General features: G+C 66.6%; 17 protein-coding genes and 3 pseudogenes. 12 read left to right on the top strand and 8 right to left on the bottom strand.

Features of this window, described 5'->3' with window-relative positions:
- Positions 1 to 7: 7 nt before the first annotated feature.
- From merB to merA, 3 genes are all read right to left on the bottom strand, one after another.
- A complete protein-coding gene (merB, locus tag BPODLACK_RS21790; protein WP_005195267.1) occupies positions 8 to 658 on the bottom strand; it encodes an organomercurial lyase MerB in 651 nt (216 codons plus the stop codon).
- A gap of 70 nt (positions 659 to 728) precedes the next feature.
- A complete protein-coding gene (locus BPODLACK_RS21785; protein WP_005203167.1) occupies positions 729 to 1,151 on the bottom strand; it encodes a MerR family transcriptional regulator in 423 nt (140 codons plus the stop codon).
- 22 nt (positions 1,152 to 1,173) lie between these two features.
- Positions 1,174 to 2,610, bottom strand: coding sequence for a mercury(II) reductase (gene merA / locus BPODLACK_RS21780; protein ID WP_005195274.1), 1,437 nt, complete (start codon positions 2,608 to 2,610; stop codon positions 1,174 to 1,176).
- Between the two features lie 122 nt (positions 2,611 to 2,732).
- Between merA and BPODLACK_RS21775 the strand changes: the two genes are divergently transcribed.
- The 5 genes from BPODLACK_RS21775 to BPODLACK_RS21750 all read left to right on the top strand — a co-directional run bounded on the left by BPODLACK_RS21775 (position 2,733) and on the right by BPODLACK_RS21750 (position 6,766).
- Positions 2,733 to 3,119, top strand: coding sequence for an ArsR/SmtB family transcription factor (locus tag BPODLACK_RS21775; protein ID WP_004018626.1), 387 nt, complete (start codon positions 2,733 to 2,735; stop codon positions 3,117 to 3,119).
- Positions 3,120 to 3,369: 250 nt separating this feature from the next.
- The gene (locus BPODLACK_RS21765; protein ID WP_236577746.1) at positions 3,370 to 4,341 is read left to right on the top strand and encodes a dihydrolipoyl dehydrogenase family protein; all 972 of its coding nucleotides are present in this window, start codon (positions 3,370 to 3,372) and stop codon (positions 4,339 to 4,341) included.
- Positions 4,342 to 4,508: 167 nt separating this feature from the next.
- Positions 4,509 to 5,459, top strand: coding sequence for a tyrosine-type recombinase/integrase (locus BPODLACK_RS21760; RefSeq protein WP_005195278.1), 951 nt, complete (start codon positions 4,509 to 4,511; stop codon positions 5,457 to 5,459).
- A gap of 506 nt (positions 5,460 to 5,965) precedes the next feature.
- Positions 5,966 to 6,409, top strand: a complete 444-nt coding sequence (locus tag BPODLACK_RS21755) for a hypothetical protein (protein ID WP_231742666.1) — start codon at positions 5,966 to 5,968, stop codon at positions 6,407 to 6,409.
- A 27-nt stretch (positions 6,410 to 6,436) separates the two neighbouring features.
- Complete coding sequence (locus BPODLACK_RS21750; protein ID WP_005195283.1) at positions 6,437 to 6,766, top strand: hypothetical protein; 330 nt, start codon at positions 6,437 to 6,439, stop codon at positions 6,764 to 6,766.
- 53 nt (positions 6,767 to 6,819) lie between these two features.
- On the opposite strand, the gene BPODLACK_RS21745 is transcribed toward BPODLACK_RS21750, so the two are convergent.
- The 3 genes from BPODLACK_RS21745 to BPODLACK_RS21735 are packed head-to-tail and all read right to left on the bottom strand — an operon-like array spanning position 6,820 to position 9,204.
- On the bottom strand, positions 6,820 to 7,200 hold the full coding sequence (locus tag BPODLACK_RS21745; protein WP_005180013.1) for a BlaI/MecI/CopY family transcriptional regulator: 381 nt from the start codon (positions 7,198 to 7,200) through the stop codon (positions 6,820 to 6,822).
- Between the two features lie 47 nt (positions 7,201 to 7,247).
- Positions 7,248 to 8,480, bottom strand: a complete 1,233-nt coding sequence (locus tag BPODLACK_RS21740) for a sensor histidine kinase (protein ID WP_005195289.1) — start codon at positions 8,478 to 8,480, stop codon at positions 7,248 to 7,250.
- On the bottom strand, positions 8,470 to 9,204 hold the full coding sequence (locus tag BPODLACK_RS21735) for a response regulator transcription factor (RefSeq protein WP_005180009.1): 735 nt from the start codon (positions 9,202 to 9,204) through the stop codon (positions 8,470 to 8,472). The genes BPODLACK_RS21740 and BPODLACK_RS21735 overlap by 11 nt, the downstream gene beginning before the upstream one ends.
- A gap of 243 nt (positions 9,205 to 9,447) precedes the next feature.
- On the opposite strand from BPODLACK_RS21735, the gene BPODLACK_RS21730 reads away from it, so the two are divergent.
- The 7 genes and pseudogenes from BPODLACK_RS21730 (at position 9,448) to BPODLACK_RS21700 (ending at position 17,550) form a co-directional block, all read left to right on the top strand.
- Positions 9,448 to 10,584 carry a PLP-dependent cysteine synthase family protein gene (locus BPODLACK_RS21730; RefSeq protein ID WP_024499319.1) on the top strand — a complete coding sequence of 379 codons (1,137 nt, stop codon included), beginning with the start codon at positions 9,448 to 9,450 and terminating at the stop codon, positions 10,582 to 10,584.
- A 3-nt stretch (positions 10,585 to 10,587) separates the two neighbouring features.
- Complete coding sequence (locus BPODLACK_RS21725) at positions 10,588 to 11,856, top strand: MFS transporter (RefSeq protein ID WP_024499318.1); 1,269 nt, start codon at positions 10,588 to 10,590, stop codon at positions 11,854 to 11,856.
- Positions 11,857 to 11,959: 103 nt separating this feature from the next.
- Entirely contained in the window at positions 11,960 to 12,166 is a 207-nt protein-coding gene (locus BPODLACK_RS21720; RefSeq protein ID WP_024499317.1) for a heavy-metal-associated domain-containing protein, read from the top strand.
- A 92-nt stretch (positions 12,167 to 12,258) separates the two neighbouring features.
- Positions 12,259 to 13,217: pseudogene (locus BPODLACK_RS23955) on the top strand (hypothetical protein).
- Positions 13,218 to 13,278: 61 nt separating this feature from the next.
- Positions 13,279 to 13,897 (top strand): annotated as a pseudogene (locus tag BPODLACK_RS21710) (cation transporter); the annotation flags it as partial.
- 84 nt (positions 13,898 to 13,981) lie between these two features.
- A complete protein-coding gene (locus BPODLACK_RS21705) occupies positions 13,982 to 15,217 on the top strand; it encodes a tyrosine-type recombinase/integrase (RefSeq protein ID WP_005195314.1) in 1,236 nt (411 codons plus the stop codon).
- Between the two features lie 5 nt (positions 15,218 to 15,222).
- Positions 15,223 to 17,550: a tyrosine-type recombinase/integrase gene (locus BPODLACK_RS21700; protein WP_157226812.1), complete on the top strand. Its 2,328-nt coding sequence runs from the start codon at positions 15,223 to 15,225 to the stop codon at positions 17,548 to 17,550.
- A gap of 320 nt (positions 17,551 to 17,870) precedes the next feature.
- Here BPODLACK_RS21700 and arsD read toward each other — a convergent pair.
- A pseudogene (gene arsD, locus BPODLACK_RS21695) lies at positions 17,871 to 18,254 on the bottom strand (arsenite efflux transporter metallochaperone ArsD); the annotation flags it as partial.
- 19 nt (positions 18,255 to 18,273) lie between these two features.
- Complete coding sequence (locus BPODLACK_RS21690; RefSeq protein ID WP_005195317.1) at positions 18,274 to 18,693, bottom strand: arsenate-mycothiol transferase ArsC; 420 nt, start codon at positions 18,691 to 18,693, stop codon at positions 18,274 to 18,276.
- Positions 18,694 to 18,752: the final 59 nt, after the last annotated feature.

Raw genomic sequence — 18,752 nt, 5'->3', positions numbered from 1 at the left:
GCGCGATCTAGCAGCAGGCGCTGGTTCCGGTGGTCGTGGTCGGGTCGGTGATCGCGTCGGCGAGGGGGCGGGCGAGCTGGTGGTAGGCGTCGGTGACCGGCAGCACCGTCATGCCTGGGAATTTCGCCTGCCAGTGGTGGGCGGCGTCGGAGGTGGCGAGGAACATCTGCGGGTTGCAGCAGGTGGCGCGGAGGTGACCGGGCTGGATCCGGTCGGGGTCGACGAAGGCCACCATCGCGGTGGCCGGTTCCAGGTCGCTGACCCCGGTGACGGGGTCGATGGTCAGGCGCACGGTGGTGCCCGTGATCGGGCAGTCGGATTCGATGCAGGCGGGTGCGCCGATGACGGCGGGGAAGATGAGGGTGTCGGGGGCACACCAGGTGTAGAGCTGGTGGCCACCGACGCTGAACCGGTGCGGGGTCGGGTTGAGGGTCAGGCCCCAGCCGACGATCCGGCCGGCCTCGTCGTATTCGACGTCGGCGCCGATCGGCGTCTGCGCGGGGTCGAGGTCGGGCACTCCCGCGGCGGCGGCGAGTTCGGTGACGGTGACCGGGGTGCCGTGGGTGAGCAGCCGCAGCGCGGCGCGCATCAGCGCCCGGTCCCGGCCGGCGGGCAGGATCTTGGCGAAAACGTCGGCAGTGAGGTTGTCGGTACTCATGGGATCGGACTCCTCGAGGGCGATCGGACAGTGACGGTGCCGACGGTAGGGTCTGTCCCCGGGGTGAGGGTCAAGCCCGTAGCTCGCATCCGCACGGGTCACCGGCCCAGCACAGGTCGTCGGTGGCCAGATGCGCACGGTGTGCGGTTTCGAAGGCGTCGATGCGGTCGAGGATCTGCTCGGCATCGGCGATGCGCTGGCGCAGCCGCTGCCGCGACCGCTGCAGCAGCTCGGCGAGATGGGCGCCGACCGAACGGCCGTGGTCGTCACGGTCGGTGGAGGTGAGCTGGCAGATCTCGGCGATGGTGAGCCCGAGGCCGCGCAGCTCGCCGATGAACCGCACGCACCACTCCGCGTCGTCGGTGTAGAGGCGGTAGCCGGCCGGGCTGCGGCCCAGGGTGTAGATCAGGCCGAGGTCGGTGTACTCGCGCAGCGCCTTCACCGGCACCCCGGTGCGGGCCGAGAGGTCCCCGATCGTCATGTGTCCGTTCATCACTGCCTCCCGTCCGACGGCGTCAGCCTGCGCAGCAGGACAGTTTGGTGACGTCGGTGGTGAAAGTCTGCGCGGTCAGTTTCAGCGCTTCGGCCATGGTCAGGTACGGCGCCCAGGTGTGGGCGAGCCGGTCGACGGTCAGACCCGCGGTCATCGCATAGGTGGCGGCGGTGATCAGGTCCCCGGCGCCGTCGCTGAGGGCGTGCACGCCCATGATCCGGCCGGTGCCGGCTTCGGCGACGATCTTGACCAGGCCGCGGGTGTCCCGGTTGACCAGCGCCCGCGGCACGCTCGACAACCCCAGCACCCGGCACTGGCAGGCCAGCCCGGCCGCGGCGGCTTGCGCGTCGGTCAGTCCGACCGAGGCGATCGCGGGGCTGGTGAACGTCACGCGCGGCACCGTGGTGTAGTCCAGGACGCGATCGGCACCGGCCAGGGCGTTGTCGGCGACCAGGGTGCCCTGCGCGGCGGCCACGTACACGAACTGCGGATCCCCGGCCACGTCCCCGGCCGCCCAGATGCGCGGATTGCTGCTGCGCTGGCGGTCGTCGACCACGACCGCGCCCCGCTCGTCGACGGCGACGCCGACCGCATCCAGGCCCAGCCCGGCGGTGTTGGGGCGGCGGCCGGTGGCCATCAGCACCTGCTCGGCCCGCAGCTCGGTGCTGGCGCCGCCGCCGGTGCGCACGGTCACCACCTTGTGCCCGTCGTCGGCGAGGACCTTCTCGACGGTGGCGGCGGTGAGCACGTCGATGCGCTCGTGGGCGAAGACGGCCTCGAGCGCGGCCGAGATTTCCGGTTCCTCACCCGAGGTCAGCCGGCTACGCGCGATCACCGTGACCTTGCTGCCCAGGCGGGCGAACAGCTGGGCCTGCTCGAGCCCCACATAGCCCGCACCCACCACGATCAGCGACTCCGGCAGCTGCTGGAGGTCCATGGCGGTGGTCGAGGTCAGATACCCGGCCTCAACGAGGCCGTCGATCGGCGGAGCCCAGGGCGCGGCACCGGTGGCGATCAGATACTGGTCGGCCTCGATCACCCGTACACCGCCCTCGGCGCGCGCGACCCGCAGCACGGGTGCCTCGGCGCTGCCGTCGAACACCGCGGTGCCGGAGACGATCTCCCACCCGTAGTCGGCGGCCAGGTCGACATACTTCTCCGCCTGCAGCTGCCCGACCAGCGCGTCCTTGCCCGCGATCAGGGCGGGGAAATCCAGCGGCACCTCGGCGGGGGTGAGCCCGGGGAACCGGCCCGCCGCCTCGGCGGCGTGGCGGGCCTCGGCGGCGGCCAGCAGCGCCTTCGAGGGCACACACCCGACGTTCACGCACGTGCCCCCGACCGTCCCGCGCTCCACCATCACCACCCGTTTGCCGAGGTTGACCGCGGCGATGGCGGCGGCGAACGCCGCCGAGCCGGAACCGATGATCGCCAGATCGGCGCGGGAATCTGTCAAGGTCACGAGGGTGCCTCCTGGTCGGGCAACCGCTGAACCGACAACGGCTGCTATTCGTGTTGACGAATATCTACCGGAACCATATTATGCGCTTATCCGAATAGTTCAAGTCTCGTGGAGGCGATCCCATGGCCCGGTCCACCACCGCCACTGTCACCGTGCCCGGTGCCGAGTCGGCGTGTACGCATCTGGATACGACGGCGAAGTTTTTTCGCGCCCTGTCGGATCCGACCCGGCTCAAGCTCCTCGAATTCATCCTCGCCGGGGAGCGCACCTCCGCCGACTGCGTCGAACACGCCGGCATCTCGCAGCCCCGGGTGTCGGTACACCTGTCCTGCCTGGCCGACTGCGGGTATGTCCTCGCGCGCCGCGACGGGAAGAAACTGCGGTACTCCGTGGGTGATCCGCGGGTAGCTGACCTGGTGATGCTGGCGCGGTCGCTGGCGGCCGACAACTCCGCCGCGCTGGGCTGCTGCCCGCGCATCCCCGCCGCGGACGGTAGTGGGCGGCGATGAACACACCCGACAACAAGGCGATGAACACACCCGACAACGACTCGGGCGGGTTCGGTGGTCTGCTCGCAGTGGCCGGTGGCGTGCTGGTGATGGTCGCCTGCTGCGCCGGTCCCGCCCTGATCGCCGGCGGCGTGCTCGCCGGTCTCGGCGGTGTCTTGACCAGCCCGTGGCTGCTTGCCGCAGGCGTGCTGGTCGTGGCCGCCGCCGTCGGCTACACCCTGCGGCGCCGCGCCCGTAAGGCCACGGGGTGTTGTCCGCCCCGACCCGGATCACCATCCCCGCCATCGACGGCCTCGACACCGTCCCCTACTTCACTTCCCGCACCCTGCTGGACCTCACCGACCTGCCCTCACATCTGCTCGTCGTCGGCGGAGGCTACGTCGGCTGCGAGTTCGCCCAAATGTTCCGGCGATTCGGCTCCGAGGTCACCCTCATCCAACGCGCCGACCGGCTGCTGCCCGGCGAGGACCCCGACATCTCCGCCGCCGTCAGAGAGGGCATGACCGCCGACGGCATCACCGTGCTCACCGGCACCACCTGCACCGCGGCCACCGGCACCACCGGGAACATCCGGCTCGGCTGCACCGGCAGCGAAGCCGACGACATCACCGGCAGCCACCTGCTGATCGCGACAGGACGCACCCCCAACAGCGACAATCTCGGCCTCGAGTACCTCGGTCTCGAACCCGACCCACAGGGCTTCCTCACCGTCGACGCCTCCCTGCGCACCGACGCCGAAAATGTTTGGGCGCTCGGCGATCTGCGCGGCGGGCCCATGTTCACCCACACCGCCCGCGACGACGCCGACATCGTCTACCGCACCATATTCCGAAGCCAGGACCGCACCACAACCGGGCGCATCGTGCCGCACGCGGTGTTCACCGACCCCGAAGTCGGCGCCGTCGGGCTCACCGAACCTGCCGCCCGCGCCGCCGGCTACGACGTCGTCGTCGGGCGCCAGGACTTCACCGGCGTCGTGAAAGCCCGCGCCATCGGCAACACCCGCGGCCTGGTCAAATTCGTCGCCGACGCCGCCACCGACCGTATCCTCGGCTGCCACATCGCCGGACCCGACGGCGGGAACCTCGTTCACGAGGCCGTCATCGCCATGACCACCGGCGCCACCTACACCCAACTCGCCCAAGCCATCCACATCCACCCCACCCTCGCCGAAGCGGTCAACACCGCCGCCGGCGGCGTCCACCGCGAAATCGGCGCATAGACACCCCATGAGCATCGCCCGGTACTCGGGTGAGGCCATTTTCCGACTGCCACGGATAACACCCTGTTATCTGTAGCATCATGACATCCGGCCTGCGCCGACTCCGCTCCGGCGGTGCGCGACGCGGACCTGTTATCTGCGGCAAGCCCAGTGAGGGAGGTACCACCGTGCCGTCCGGGATCACCGTCCGCGCCGCCGGCGACAGCTTCCTCGACTCGATCGGCTCCCCGAACACCCGCCGCGCCTACGGCATCGCCGTCGACAAGACCACCGCCACGCTCGGCGAGACCCGGCGGCTGGCCGACGTCGCCGACGATGAGATCGGTGAAACCCTCGAAACCCTGTGGGGCTCCTCAGCAGTCAACACCTGGAACGCCCGCCGCGCCGCGGTCGCGTCGTGGCTGGCGTGGTGCCGCGAGCACGGCCACACCGCCCCGGCGGTCCCGGCCTGGGTGAAACGCTCCACTCCACCGGACTCCACCACCCCGGTGCACTCGCGCACCGCGATCGACCGGCTCATCGCCCGCCGCGACATCGACCTCCGGGAGAAGACGCTGTGGCGGATGCTCTACGAAACCTGCGCCCGCACCGAGGAACTGCTCCAGGTCAACATCGAGGACCTCGATCTGGCCGGGCGGTGTTGCCCGGTGAAGTCCAAGGGCGCCAAGCCCCGCACCCGCCGCCGCGGTGCCACCTACCACGAGTACGCGCACGAGCTCGTGTACTGGGACGCGGGCACCGCCCGGCTCCTGCCACGCCTCACCAAGGGCCGCACCCGCGGACCGCTGTTCGTCACCCACCGCCGACCGGGCCCCGGAAAGGCCGCCGCCGACCGGGACATCTGCCCCGACACCGGGCTGGCCCGGCTGTCCTACGGCCAGGCCCGCGCCGTGCTGGATGCCGCCACCGCGACGAATGGGCCCGGCACCGGTTGGGATCTGCACGAACTTCGGCATTCCGGCCTGACGCATCTCGGCGAGGCCGGTGCCAGCCTGGTGGAGCTGATGGCCAAGTCCCGCCACCGCAAACCCGAGAACCTACGCCGCTACTTCAAACCCTCACCGGCAGCCATGCGCGGCATCACCAGCCTCATCGGCCCCGACCGCAGCCACCGATAGCGGCCACCAACAAGAGCGTCCGTCTACCCGCTGACCAGGCACTACGCGAACTTCGTTGTTTTTTGCGCCATTACTACCGTGACCCCTGCCTGGACCGGCTATCGGGGACCTGCCAGGAGATCTGATACCAGAGAGCACTTGGTTGTTGCGCTTCCAGTTACGGGCACGCCAGTTTGGCGTGTACCGCGCGGTCACTCTCGAAGTCGGGTGGCAGACACCTTTTAGGGACTGGTGTGAGCGCGGCCCAGGGTTCCTCGCCTCGGGAGGCCTCGGTTCATCCATGGGGTAGGGCTACTCCCCCTCCGCTCAGCGTCCTCCGGCTCATCTGAACTACTATTTGGATTAGTTTCAAGATGGCTGTTGGAGGCGCGGTGATCGCAAGCGTTGTGGCCCAAGGGGCACTCTTGGGGCTGTTCGGTGCGGTCGTAGCGTGTGGTGTCGCCGCTGCCCGTCGGCCGGGTCGAGGTGGGGAGGCTTGGCGGGCGCTCGTTTCGTGTGCGCTTGCTGTGAGTGCGGCCGGCGGCGTGATGGTGGTTGCTCCCCAGGGCTTTTTCGCGGCGGCTATCGTGTTGGCGCTGCTCTGTGTTGGGGCGTTCATGCTGTCTTCTGCTCGTCTGCACGGCGCGTCGTTGGCGGTGATGGTGGACTCGCTCGTGTGGATGGCCTCGGCGATGTGGGTGTTCATCGTGTTCGCCGCCACGGGCGGGCCGATCGAGGGTGGTGTGGTGCCTGCTGATCCGATTGCCGAGTTGGCGTTGAGGGCAGAGCTCAATCGACCCCCGAGGTGGGTCCGTACTGGCAGTGTGATCGCGATTTTCGGTCTGGTGGCCGCGATAGTCTTCCGCCTGGCCCGGCCGGCCTCCTGTGGTGATTGCTTCGAGACCCTCGTTCCCGGCGCCCACGCCCGATGGCCACAAAATACGAAGGTGGTTAGTAGAAGTGGGGTGTGATGCGGGTGTGCGGGGAGGTGGTGAGGCATGACTGACGGTGTCGCGGTGCGGCGTGCGGGTCGGTTCGGCCCGCGCGGTCCTGCCCGTACGATCTCCCGTGCGGTGGGTCTTGCTGTGGTGATGTTTGAGGCGGTGGCCGCGTTCTGGCTGGTGATGCTGCTCCGAACGTCGGATCTCGTGCCATCCGACCCCCGCTCAGGAGTCGGGCGCGGTGATCCGGTTGAGCTGCGGGTGCTGACCGCTGTGGATGTGCACGACTGGGTGTCGGCTCTGAGTGCTGCGGCCTTCGCTGCGGGTGTGGCCGGTGCGCTGGTGGCGCGTCTACTCCCAGCAGTCAAGGGGCGCGCGACCGGTTGAGTAGTCGGGCCTGGGCCTCGCCGGAGTTTCCCTTGTCGGAGGGTTTCTATGGCTTAGGCTTTGGTGCCGCCGCCGCGGGTGTGGCGAGGTTTAAGGGTGAGGTATTCGCTGAGCACTTCACGCTCGGCGGGTGTCACGGTCTGGGCGAAGTGCATCAGTACTGCCGCGGAGTCCCCGCTGGCGTCGAGGACCTGACGCAAGGTGCGTGAGGTGGCCTCTTCACGGGTCTGCATGGGGAAGTACCGGTAGGCGCGGCTGACTTTTTCTCGACCGACGAACCCTTTTTTGTGCAGGTTGGTGACGACGGTGAGCACTGTGGTGTAGGCCGGTTCGCGGTCGTGGAGTTCCTCGACTAGGTCGTGCACCGACATCGCCGCACCGGCTGACCACAGCACGTCCATCACTGCGCGTTCCAGTGAACCCAGCCCAGTCATTTTCACCCACCATCTCTAGATGCGGGTCAATCTTACGACGGACTACCTCAGTTAGTAGCTTGGTCCCGTTGGAGCGCATCGGCAGCGCCGCGACGCGGGCGGTGTTTGAAGGCCACGGAGAATTCGGTTCCAGGGGTGCTGCGGTGGATGTGACGTCGGGTGGTGGTCGGCAACGTGATGGTGAAGGTGGCTCCGTGTCCGGCTCCCAGGCTTTCGGCGAGCAAGGTGCCCCCATGGTCTTCGACGATAGAGCGGGCGATGGTGAGGCCGATTCCGCTGCCGCCGGCGTCTCTGGTGCGTGAGGAGTCGGTGCGGTAGAAGCGGTCGAAGATGTGTGGAAGGTGTTGAGGGGGAATGCCGTCACCGCAGTCGACGACGCTGATGCGCACCGCGTGTGCCGGGGCGGTGTCGGCTTTCACTACGACTCGCTGGCCCGGGGAGCTGTGTCGCAGCGCGTTGGTGAGCAGATTGAGCAGTACTTGGCTCATTCGTTCGGCGTCGACATGGATGTGTACGCGCGCGGCGGTGGTGACGATGCCTAGCGTGACTTTGGCGTCGGTGAACAGGTCGGCGGCTTCTTCGTAGGTCGCGATGAGCAGTTCGTTGACAGTGATCGTCGCCGGGTGGAGGGGCATCTGATGCTCGTCGGCGCTGGATACGGTCGCGATGTCCTCGGCGAGACGCTGCAGGCGGGTGGTGGCGGTGCGCACGACGTCAAAGGTCTGTGAGTCGGGAGCCCGGATTCCGTCTTCGATGGCGTCGGTGATCGCGCCGATGGTGGTCAGTGGGGTGCGCAGTTCGTGGGCAAGGTCTGACAGCATCCGCTTACGGATGTCGTCTTGTGAATCCAGCCGTTGTGCAAGTTGGTTGATAGCTCGGCTGAGCTGGGTGAACTCGGTGCCGAGCTGGCGATCGGGTACGCGCGTGCGGTAGTTGCCGGCGCCAATAGCCACGGCTGAGCGGGCGACACTGGCGACTGACTGTTGTACGCGGCGAGCCAGGAACCAGCTGACGGCCGTGGCCAGGATCGTCGAGGTGATCAATGCGACAGACATTGAGACGACGATCGAGGAAGTGAACGCGGCTTCGACATGGTCGGCCTGAACTGACCCTGGCTCGAGGCGAGCTTGGCCGAGGTGGTCGTGGAAGGTGTGTGGAGCCACGAATAGTGCCACGATCGCGACGCTGATGCCGCCGCCGGCGATGACGATAGCTTGAGCGAGCATGAGCCGGGAGCCGAAGCTGCCGGGGATACGTAACCGTCGACGTTCATCGTTCATCGCTGGCTCCTCGAGGTTGGCCGTCACCCATCCGGTAGCCCACTCCGCGAACGGTGCGGATGAATCGGCCGGCTACGGCGCTGTCACCGAGTTTGCGGCGCAGACTGGCGACATGGACTTCGACGACGTGGGCATCGCCGACCCAGTCGGGTCCCCAGATTTCGGTGAGCAGTTGCTCTCGACTGAACACAACACCGGGCCGCCGCGTGAGCGCTTCGAGAACGTCGAACTCAGTCCGAGTCAGCTCCACGGGTGTGCTCTCCACCTGGACTTCACGACCCTGAGGGTCGAGGGTGAGCTCCCCTATCGTCCGCGGGTGCGACTCGCCGGTTGGGGTCGGCCGTGGTCGGCGCAGCATGGCGTCGATGCGCGCCATCAGCTCACGAGGGCGAAATGGTTTCGTGAGGTAGTCATCGGCCCCCACCGACAGGCCAACGACTGTGTCGACTTCGTCCGCGCGGGCCGTGACCATCACGATGTAGGCGTTGGTGAAGGTGCGCAACTGTCGACAGACCTCGACGCCATCGAGTGACGGCAAGCCCAGGTCGAGGATGACTACTGCCGGACTCGCCGTGCGTGCGGCGGCGACTCCCTCCTGGCCGTCGGGCGCAACGGTGACCGTGAATCCGCTGCGCTGCAGGTAGTCAGCAACGACTTCGGCAATGTCGGGCTCATCTTCGATCACCAGGGCGTGCAGACCGTGCGGTGGTCGGACCACCGGCATATGGAGGTCGTCGACGACGTTGCGATCTTGGGGCACGCTCCTATGGTGGCGGTGGTCTACACGATCATCCAACCTCGTGGGCATTCTTGAGCAGATCTTGATCCACGCTGCCGATCAGCCTTGAGGTTCGGTGGGCAAGGTGGCGGTGTCGCCGGGTGGAACGTTACGACACAGTTCCCTCTCACACTGATGATCTGATTTCTGCCCGGCGGCGTCCTGTTCAACAACGCAGAGGATGCCCGTGTGACTGTCTCCTACAGCCTCACCACCAGTGATCCATTCGCCAGTACCTTCCCCGCCGAAGCCGCGTCGCCCCGTGCTGGGCTGAGTCGTCAGCTGGTGGGCGGCACCCCGGTGTTGCGCATCGAGGAACCCTTCGCCGAGCACGGGCGCGGCTTCTGGGCCAAGCTGGAAGGCTTCAACCCCGGTGGTATGAAAGACCGGCCTGCGCTGCACATGGTGGAACGCGCCCGCGCCCGTGAAGAGCTGGCCCCGGGGGCGCGGATCATCGAATCAACTAGTGGGACACTGGGATTAGGCCTGGCTTTAGCGGGCATCGTGTTCGGGCATCCGGTGACCTTGGTGACCGATCCAGGACTGGAACCGATCTTGCGGCAGATGCTCGCCGCATACGGCGCCCAGGTCGATGTCGTCAGCGATCCCCATCCGGTCGGGGGTTGGCAACAAGCCCGCCGCGACCGCGTGCGCACCCTGCTCGAGCGCGACGAGGCTGCGTGGTGTCCCGACCAGTATTCCAACCCCGACAACGTGACCGGTTACAGCTCGTTGGGTGTGGAGTTGATCGCGCAGCTGCGACATATCGATGTGCTGGTGTGCTCGGTGGGCACCGGTGGGCACTCAGCCGGTGTGGCTCATACTCTGCGGCAGTTCAACCCTGAGCTGGAGGTTGTGGGCGTAGACACCATTGGCTCGACGATTTTCGGCCAGCCGGCACAGTCACGGATTATGCGGGGACTCGGCTCGAGTATCTACCCCCGCAACGTTGCCTATGACCAGTTCAGTGAGGTGCACTGGGTGGCGCCGGCCGAGGCAGTCTGGGCATGTCGCACCCTGGCCGCCACGCATTACGCCACCGGCGGCTGGAGCGTGGGCGCGGTGGCCCTGGTCTCGGGCTGGCTGGCGCGTACTCGTTCGGCCGATACGCGCATCGCGGCGGTGTTCCCCGATGGCCCCGCTCGCTACTACGGAACCATTTACAACGATGAGTACTGCCGCGCTCACGACCTGATCGGCGCCCCGGCGCCGCCCACTGAACCCCGCACCATCAGCGATCCGCTCACTCAGGTCGCGAGCAGCTGGACGTGGTGCCCTACCATCATCGACCCCACTTGCGTGCCGCACGCCGAGCCCACGAGCTGATCTATGCGACGCCTCTACCGCAGTTTCCGCAGCTTCGATCGCCCCAGCCAAGTGCTGATGGTCAATCAGTTCACCATCAATCTCGGCTTCTACATGCTCATGCCCTACCTCGCCGCCTACCTCGCCGGCCCGCTGGCCCTGGCCGCATGGGCAGTGGGCCTGGTCCTGGGGATACGCAACTTCTCCCAACAGGGCATGTTCCTGATCGGGGGAACACTCGCTGACCGCTGGGGTTACAAACCGCTCATCATCGCCGGATGCCTGATGAGGGTCATCGGATTCGTCCTACTGGCCCTGGTCAGTTCGCTGCCGGCGATCCTGATCGCCTCGGCGGCAACGGGATTCGCCGGGGCGCTGTTCAACCCCGCCGTACGGGCCTACCTGGCCGCCGACGCCGGTGAGCGCCGCATCGAAGCATTCGCCGTGTTCAACGTGTTCTACCAGGCCGGGATCCTGCTCGGGCCGCTGGTCGGACTAGCCCTGACCGCCCTGGACTTCCGGCTCACCTCTCTCTGTGCGGCAGCAGTTTTCGCGGTCCTGACCCTCGTGCAGATCAAAGCGCTACCCGCAACAACACCTGCCCCGAGCAGCACCTCAATCATTCAGGACTGGCGCAGCGTCGTCCGTAACCGGCGATTCCTGCTCTTCGCTGCGGCGATGGCCAGCTCTTACGTGCTGTCCTTCCAGGTCTACCTCGCCCTGCCCCTACATGCCGACCGCATAGCAGACAACCCCACCCTCGCCACCAGTGTTGTCACCGCAATGTTCGTGGTGACCGGTCTGGTGGCCATCGCCGGCCAGCTACGCATCACCACATGGTTCGGCAACCGCTGGGGCAGCACCGGCAGCCTGAGCGTGGGAATGACGCTGATGGCTGCAGCTTTCCTGCCCCTAGTCGCCAGCACCGCAACGCATCAGCGCAACATCGCCCTCAACATCGCCGCCCTGCTACTCACCGCAGCTCTGCTCGCCGCCGCCACCGCAGCAGTGTTCCCATTCGAAATGGACACGGTGGTGGGACTGGCCCGCGGCACGCTTGTCGCCACCCACTACGGGCTCTACAACACCATCGTCGGGATCGGGATTCTGCTCGGCAACGCCGCGACCGGGTGGCTGTTCAGCGCGGCCACCACCCGCGACATGCCCGAACTGGTGTGGATCGCTCTAGTCCTCACCGGCATGGCGGCGGCGTCAGCCCTGTTGCTGTTGCACCGCCGCGGATGGCTGGGCTTCACCGCCACCACCGAAGCTCAGCCCACCACAACCCATTGATTACCCTAGGGGGGTAAGGTATGAATGTGGTGTGGCGAGACGCCACAGCGACAGACCCCCTGAGGGTCGTCGGCACCACTGCTGTACCGAAAGGGCACATCTCATGAGCACATCGACAGTGATCGTCTCCGGAATGACGTGTGGGCACTGCGCGTCGTCGGTGCGTGAAGAAGTCGGAGCACTGGCCGGCGTGACTGACGTCGACGTCGACGTGGCCAGCGGGCACGTCACCATCTCCAGCTCGGCCCCGATCGAGCCCGACGCGATCCGCGGCGCGATCGAAGAGGCCGGCTACCACCTGGCGCAGTAGCCGATGGGGGGCTGAAGTGTCTGCCCCACTGGCGACTTCAGCCTCTCCCGGGCGGCGTGGGTGTCGCCACCACCGATGACAGGAATCCAGCGATGAATGTTCCAACCAAGCTCGGCGTCTTCGCCGCGGCCCTGCTGATAGTTTTCGCTGCGGCGTACGCCATCGCCGCTGGTGTCGCTCCCGACAGGGCGTCGACCTCCCCGGCTGAGTCCGCCCATGCCGATCACAATGCTGCACCACAGTCGCGAACATCCGCCTCGTCTCCGGGGGCCGATCAGGTTCGCGGAGTTTCGATGGCAGCAGCCGGCTTCATCCTGGGGAATGTGGTGGCACCCCATGCGTCCGGGGTGCAGGCACCGCTGAGCTTTGAGATCCTCGACGCCGCCGGGGCCGCGGTCACCGACTTCGCCGCCGAGCACGACAAGCAGCTGCACCTGATCGTCGTCCGCGCGGATGGCACCCACTTCCGACACGTGCACCCCACTCTCTCGCCCGAAGGGCGCTGGACGCTGCCCTGGCAGTGGGCGACGGGAGGCAGCTACCGGATCTACGCCGACTTCGTGCCCGCCGCCACCGGCCAACCCCTCACCCTCACCAGCACCGTCGAAGTCAGCGGTGACTACCAGCCGGCCCCACCCGCCGCCGAATCACGACAGTCACCCGTCGACGGGTTCGACATCGAACTGGCCGGGCACCTGCGCGCTGGAGCCGAGTCCGAACTGACCGTCACCGTGCGCCGAGCAGGACAACCAGTCACCACCCTGCAGCCGTATCTGGGCGCTTTCGGTCACTTGGTGGCCCTGCGACAGGGTGACCTGGCCTACCTGCATGTTCACCCAGAAGGCGCGGCACCAACCGCCGGTCAACTCGCGGGACCACAGGTCCGCTTCGCCACCACCGCCCCCACCCCGGGCCGCTATCTGCTCTACCTCGACTTCCAGGTCCAGGGCGCTGTGCATACCGCCACCTTCGTTCTCGACGTCCCCACCGGCGCCCCGGCCCCGACACCTGACTCCACGGCCCCCCGGCCGATCCGCACGCCGGACACTAACTCGCTGACCAGCGCCACCCGGGGCACTGCGCCGAGGCATTCACCCAACGAGGAACCCCCCATGACCACCTCAGCTCCGATCCACCCACCTGCGGCCACCGCCGAGCAGACAGGCGCCGTCGATATCGAACTCGCCGTGTCGGGCATGACGTGTGCATCGTGCGCGGCACGCATCGAACGCACACTGAACAAACTCGACGGAGTGAGCGCCTCGGTGAACTACGCCACCGAAAAAGCTCACGTCAGCGCACCCGCCGGTGTCGACCCACACCTGCTGATCGAGACCATCGAACAGGCCGGATACCACGCTGCGCTGCCCGCCACTCCCACCAAAGGTGCCGCCCCCGACGATGACCCTTCGGACGACGACGGGGAGCTCGTGGCCTTGCGTCACCGACTGATCGGTGCGGTGGTTCTCTCGGTACCGGTGATCGCGCTGGCAATGGTCCCGGCGTTGCAGTTCACCTACTGGCAGTGGGCGTCGTTGACGTTGGCCGCGCCAGTGATCGTGTGGGCGGCATGGCCGTTTCATCGCGCCGCGTTGCTCAACCTGCGCCACGGTGCGGCCACCATGGACACCCTCATCTCGGTCGGCACCACCGCGGCGCTGTTGTGGTCGTTGTATGCGTTGTTCTTCGGCACCGCCGGACAACCAGGCACGACCCACGGGATGTTGACCGGACTAAGTTCGGACACGCCGAGGACGATCGAGGCGGGGGCGGTCAGCGTGGTCATTGTCGAGGGCACTGTTGAAGGGAGTGTCCGTGAACCGTGAAGACGCGAAGGGTGTGCCGACGAGGCTTCCGGCCTGGGGTCGTGTGAACCCAGTAGATGGGGTTCCGTTCTGGTCTCTGGTTGGACCGGACGATCGTGAGATCGAGCCGGTCGGCGAGTTTCTGAAGGAGTTGGTCACTCGTGGTCACCGCGCCGGGACGGTTCGGAGCTATGCGTATGACCTGCTGCGATGGTGGCGCTGGTTGCGTGTGATCGACCGGCCGTGGAACCGTGCCACACAAGAAGACCTGCGCGAGTTCGTTCTCTGGTTGTCTGATGCCATCAAGCCGGAAAGTGGTCGGCGGACCGTGTCCGTCTCGACCGCGGGCACGATCAACGCCGTCACACGCAAGCAGTACCTCGACGACCGCTACAAGCCGCGGACCATCCGCCACAGCAATGCGGTGCTGCGCACCTTCTACGAATGGGCCATCATCGAAGGGACTGGGCCCCTGGTAAACCCAGTCCAGTTGCGCAACGCGAGCCGGCGCGCCCATGCGCACCACAACCCCCTCGAATCATTCCGAACCGACGGCCGGCTTCGCTACAACCCGCCCATACCGAAACGTCGTCCGAGGGTCCTTCCCGATCCGGAATGGGTTCGGCTCTTCGGTGCGCTCACCTCCAATCGCGACAGGGCACTGCTGTCGATGGCGGTCAGCAATGGTGCCCGAGCTGGGGAGATCCTCGGGATGCGGATGGCCGACGTCGACTGGGGCGAGCAGTTGGTGCGGGTGACTCGTAAAGGTTCACGGGACGAACAATGGCTACCTGTGAGCGCGGAGGCGCTGCTGTGGCTCCGCCTGTATCTGTCCGAGATCGATGATGTGCAACCGAACGCCCCACTGTGGTGGACCCTTCGCGTCCGCAATCGTCGGGCTGGTGCGTCCCGCCAACCGATGAACTACGAAACGCTCCGAGGCGTCTTCCGTCGCACCAACGTCGCGCTCGGAACCAACTGGAGCATGCACGATCTGCGGCACACTGCCGCACGACGTATGGCCGACGACTCGAAGCTCTCGCTCCGTGACGTTCAGACAATCCTCGGCCACCGACAAATCGCCACGACCGTCCAGGTGTACCTGCACGAATCAGATGTCCAGGTGGCGTCGCGTGTACTCGAGCACCTGAGCAGGCCTTCACCACCACACCCCCTCGCGGGGAAGTCGCTGGGATACCGGGACCATGACATGTCTGTTCTGTTTGGCGGTGAGGATCTGTGCTGACGACAGTGGCAACTCCCTCAGTGACCGTCCGCCCCGAGCGCGTTCACGGACACCACGACGGCCACTCGATCGATGAGGTGCTTGCCGCCGTGGAGGCAGACCTTCGCTGGCGGAATCACCCGGTACGCGGCGAGCGGGCCGCGATCGCGCTGCGCGGCATCCTCGAGTGGCTCTCCACATTCCCCGGAACCGGCTGGCAAGAGCGGTGGTCAGCCGCATCGGGGAACGACTACCCGAGCTGGATCACCACCATGACCGAGCATCTCTCGGCGCGCGGAGTCGCCCGCAGGAACGTGATCGACACAGTGCCGGCGCTCCTCATCCATCGAGTGGTGATCGTCGACTACGCGTTCCTGCGCGCATACAGGGCACGAAGCCTGTACGAGACGGTTCGAGAGAGGCTCCGCCCCGATCTCTGGGAACGCATCGCCGCCAACGCACCGCGCGCCAAACTGACGGCGTACCAGTTCCGCGAAGCGCGGTTGGTGTTGAGCAAGATGGTCCTGGCAACCGGCCGAGACCTCAACCAACTGCAGCTACATGACTTCACCGACTATCTTGCAGACAACCGGCACTCCAACGGGTCCAACCCGAACGGCGTCCACGCGGCCTGGGATCTCGTCCGCGGGATTGCCCCCATTCCCGACAACGACCTGCTGACGTGTCTGAGAGTCGGCCAGCGCAGCGCCGAACAGATCATCGACCGATTCGCCATCCAGAACTCGGCTATCCGGGATCTCCTCGTTCGCTATCTCAACGAGAGGAAGCCAGCGCTGGACTACACCTCCTTCGACTCAACAGCCCGCCTACTCGGCTCCTTCTGGGCTGATATCGAAGCCCACCATCCGGGTGTCGACTCCCTGCACCTCAGCGACAATGCCGCGCGAGATTGGAAGCTGCGCTTGCGTACCGTCACGAATCGAGATGGGTCCACCAGACCGCGGCTGAATTACCTGGACGTGCTGATGGTTGTGCGCGCGTTCTACCTCGACATCCAGGAGTGGGCCCTCGCGGATCCCTATTGGGCTCCGTGGGCGGCTCCGTCTCCCGTGCACCGTATGGACACAAAGGGAATCGAGAAGGCCAAGCGCACCCGACAAGCCCGGATGCACCAACGCGTCCGCACTCGGCTTCCACATCTCGACCGTCTCGTGGACAGCGCAAACGACCATCGCGAAGACCGGGCGGCGCTTCTCGACCATGCGCGGAGGGCCCAACCCGGCGAAGAGTTCGAGTACCGCGCAACGAAATACCGCAGGGTCGACCCCAGCGACAAGCGACGCGTCAACGGCAACACGACGTTCGTTCACGTCATCGATCCAGCGGGCCGGCGCATCGACGTCGTCAAGGAGGAAGACGACGCCTTCTGGACCTGGGCTGTTATCGAGACACTGCGCCACACCGGAATACGAGTGGAAGAGCTCGGCGAACTCACTCACCTCGCACTCGTCACCTACAGGCCGCCGGATACGGGCGAGACGGTGCCACTTCTGCAGATTCTTCCCTCGAAGAGCAACGAGGAGCGCCTGCTGCTCGTCAGCCCCGAACTCGCCAGCGTCCTCGCCTCGATTATCACTCGACTACGCGGTGAGAACGATGGAGTGATCCCGCTGGTCGCCAGATACGACAAGCATGAGCGGACGACAGGTCCAGCGCTTCCGCACCTCTTCCAGTGCCGCAACGGGCACCGACGTTCAGTGATCGGGTACGGAACCCTGCGACGCCTTCTCGAAGAGGCGATCGAGCGCATCGGCCTTCGTGACGCGGCCGGCGAGCCGTTGCACTTCACACCGCACGACTTCCGGCGATTGTTCGCCACGGACGCGGTTACGGGCGGACTCCCGGTCCACATCGCCGCCAAGCTCCTCGGACACGCCAACATCACCACCACGCAGGGGTACGTCGCGGTTTTCCAGGATGAGCTGATCGGGTCCTACCGCCGTTACCTCGACCACCGTCGAGCGATGCGCCCCGCCGTCGAGTACCGGGAACCCACCGATACAGAGTGGGCTGAGTTCGAGCAGCACTTCGCGACCCGACAGCTTGAACTCGGCACCTGCGGTCGCCCCTACGGATCCCCCTGCAACCATGAACACGCCTGTATCCGTTGCCCGATGCTCCGTGTCGACCCCCGGGCGCGACCACGATTGGTCGCGATCATCGCGAACCTGCGCGAGAGGATCGCTGAAGCGCGAACAAACGGGTGGCTCGGCGAAATCCAAGGGCTCGAGACCAGCCGAGACGCGGCGATCCGCAAGCTCACGGTCCTCGACCGATCGGGCCCGTACGGCCGAACAGGCCTGGCCGACTTGGGTATCCCGTCGGCTCGCTGATCCGCTCAGGGCGAGACGGTCGTTCAGTGAACCAGCGGCACGCCGAAGTTCAAAAGAACGTCGGGAATTGGATGACCAGACCAAGTTCCAGTGGTGCGGGAGATTCTAGGTCGGCGGGAGGTTCGACTGGGTCGTCTCGGACGGGCGGGTCAGTGCATTCAGTGCGTTGATCCCTACAGGTTCAGTGGCCAGCATCGGCACGATCGCACTCCGGTTGTGTGTGCTGGTGATGGAGCTGATCTCGACGACTTCTGTCCCGGCACGCCGTCGGAGCAGCGGTGATGTCGGGTGAGCTGCAGCGATCGAGTTGTTGACCACCCAGGCCCACGGGTGGATCCGGCGTCGGTGGTGTCGGTGAGGCCGAGCATCTGGATCGCGGCGGGCGCGGCCACCGGTTCGGGGGCGATGCCGGCCCACTTGGCGAGCTGGGCGCGGTCGGGGTAGCGGCCGGTGACGGCGGTGACGCCGTCGACGAGGACGAGGGGCAGGCCCTCTGAGCCGGAGAGCTGCAGGAACGCCTTGACCGGTTCCCGCTCGGCGAAGGCGAGGGGCTCATTGGCGAGGTTGAAGCGGGCGATGTCGCCGCCCTGGGTGTTGATCCAGTCCATGTCGGCGGTGAAGGTGACCAGGGCCTGGTCGACGTCGTCGCCGCACACTCCGGTGTTGCAGCACAGTGCGGGCTCGAAAACCTCGATACGGGTCATCAGGGGGGCCTCTCAGTTCTCAGGGGTGGGTGGGGGCGGTGAGCTGGGCGGCGAGCCGGTCGACGCGGGCGGCGATGTCGTCGCGGACCAGGCGCATGCGGTCGATGCCGTCGATGCCGCGTTCGGACGGCTCGTCGGTGTCCCAGTTCTCGAACCGGGTCCCCGGGACGGGATCGACGTGGGCCTCGCGGCCGAGGGTGACCACCACGTCGACTGCCCGCAGCAGCTGCGGGTCGATCGCCTTCGGGGTCTCGGCGGTGATGTCCACGCCGACCTCGAGAAGCGACTGCGCGGACAGGGCGTTGACCGCGGCGCCAGGCTTGGTGCCGGCCGAGTGCACCTCGACCGCGTCGCCGGCGGCCTTGCGCATCAGCCCGGCCGCCATCTGGGACTTGCCGCCGTTCTTCACGCAGACGAACAGCACCGAAGGTTTGTTCACGCTCGGATCCTTCCGGGGTGGCCGTGTTCACCGGCCGTTCGGTTGACGAGTTGAATCGA

This window comes from Gordonia sp. YY1 (assembly GCF_009872315.1).
Taxonomy (GTDB): Bacteria; Actinomycetota; Actinomycetes; order Mycobacteriales; family Mycobacteriaceae; genus Gordonia; species Gordonia amicalis.
Note: the sequence above shows the minus strand (reverse complement) of the source record. Positions and strands in the feature narration are given on the sequence as shown.

Excerpts from the sequence above, each read along its gene's own strand:
- merB (WP_005195267.1), bottom strand. The coding sequence starts at position 658 with ATGAGTACCGACAACCTCACTGCCGACGTTTTCGCCAAGATCCTGCCC.
- BPODLACK_RS21785 (WP_005203167.1), bottom strand. The coding sequence starts at position 1,151 with ATGAACGGACACATGACGATCGGGGACCTCTCGGCCCGCACCGGGGTG.
- BPODLACK_RS21775 (WP_004018626.1), top strand. The coding sequence starts at position 2,733 with ATGGCCCGGTCCACCACCGCCACTGTCACCGTGCCCGGTGCCGAGTCG.
- BPODLACK_RS21750 (WP_005195283.1), top strand. The coding sequence starts at position 6,437 with ATGACTGACGGTGTCGCGGTGCGGCGTGCGGGTCGGTTCGGCCCGCGC.
- BPODLACK_RS21745 (WP_005180013.1), bottom strand. The coding sequence starts at position 7,200 with ATGACTGGGCTGGGTTCACTGGAACGCGCAGTGATGGACGTGCTGTGG.
- BPODLACK_RS21740 (WP_005195289.1), bottom strand. The coding sequence starts at position 8,480 with ATGAACGATGAACGTCGACGGTTACGTATCCCCGGCAGCTTCGGCTCC.
- BPODLACK_RS21735 (WP_005180009.1), bottom strand. The coding sequence starts at position 9,204 with ATGCCGGTGGTCCGACCACCGCACGGTCTGCACGCCCTGGTGATCGAA.
- BPODLACK_RS21725 (WP_024499318.1), top strand. The coding sequence starts at position 10,588 with ATGCGACGCCTCTACCGCAGTTTCCGCAGCTTCGATCGCCCCAGCCAA.
- BPODLACK_RS21720 (WP_024499317.1), top strand. The coding sequence starts at position 11,960 with ATGAGCACATCGACAGTGATCGTCTCCGGAATGACGTGTGGGCACTGC.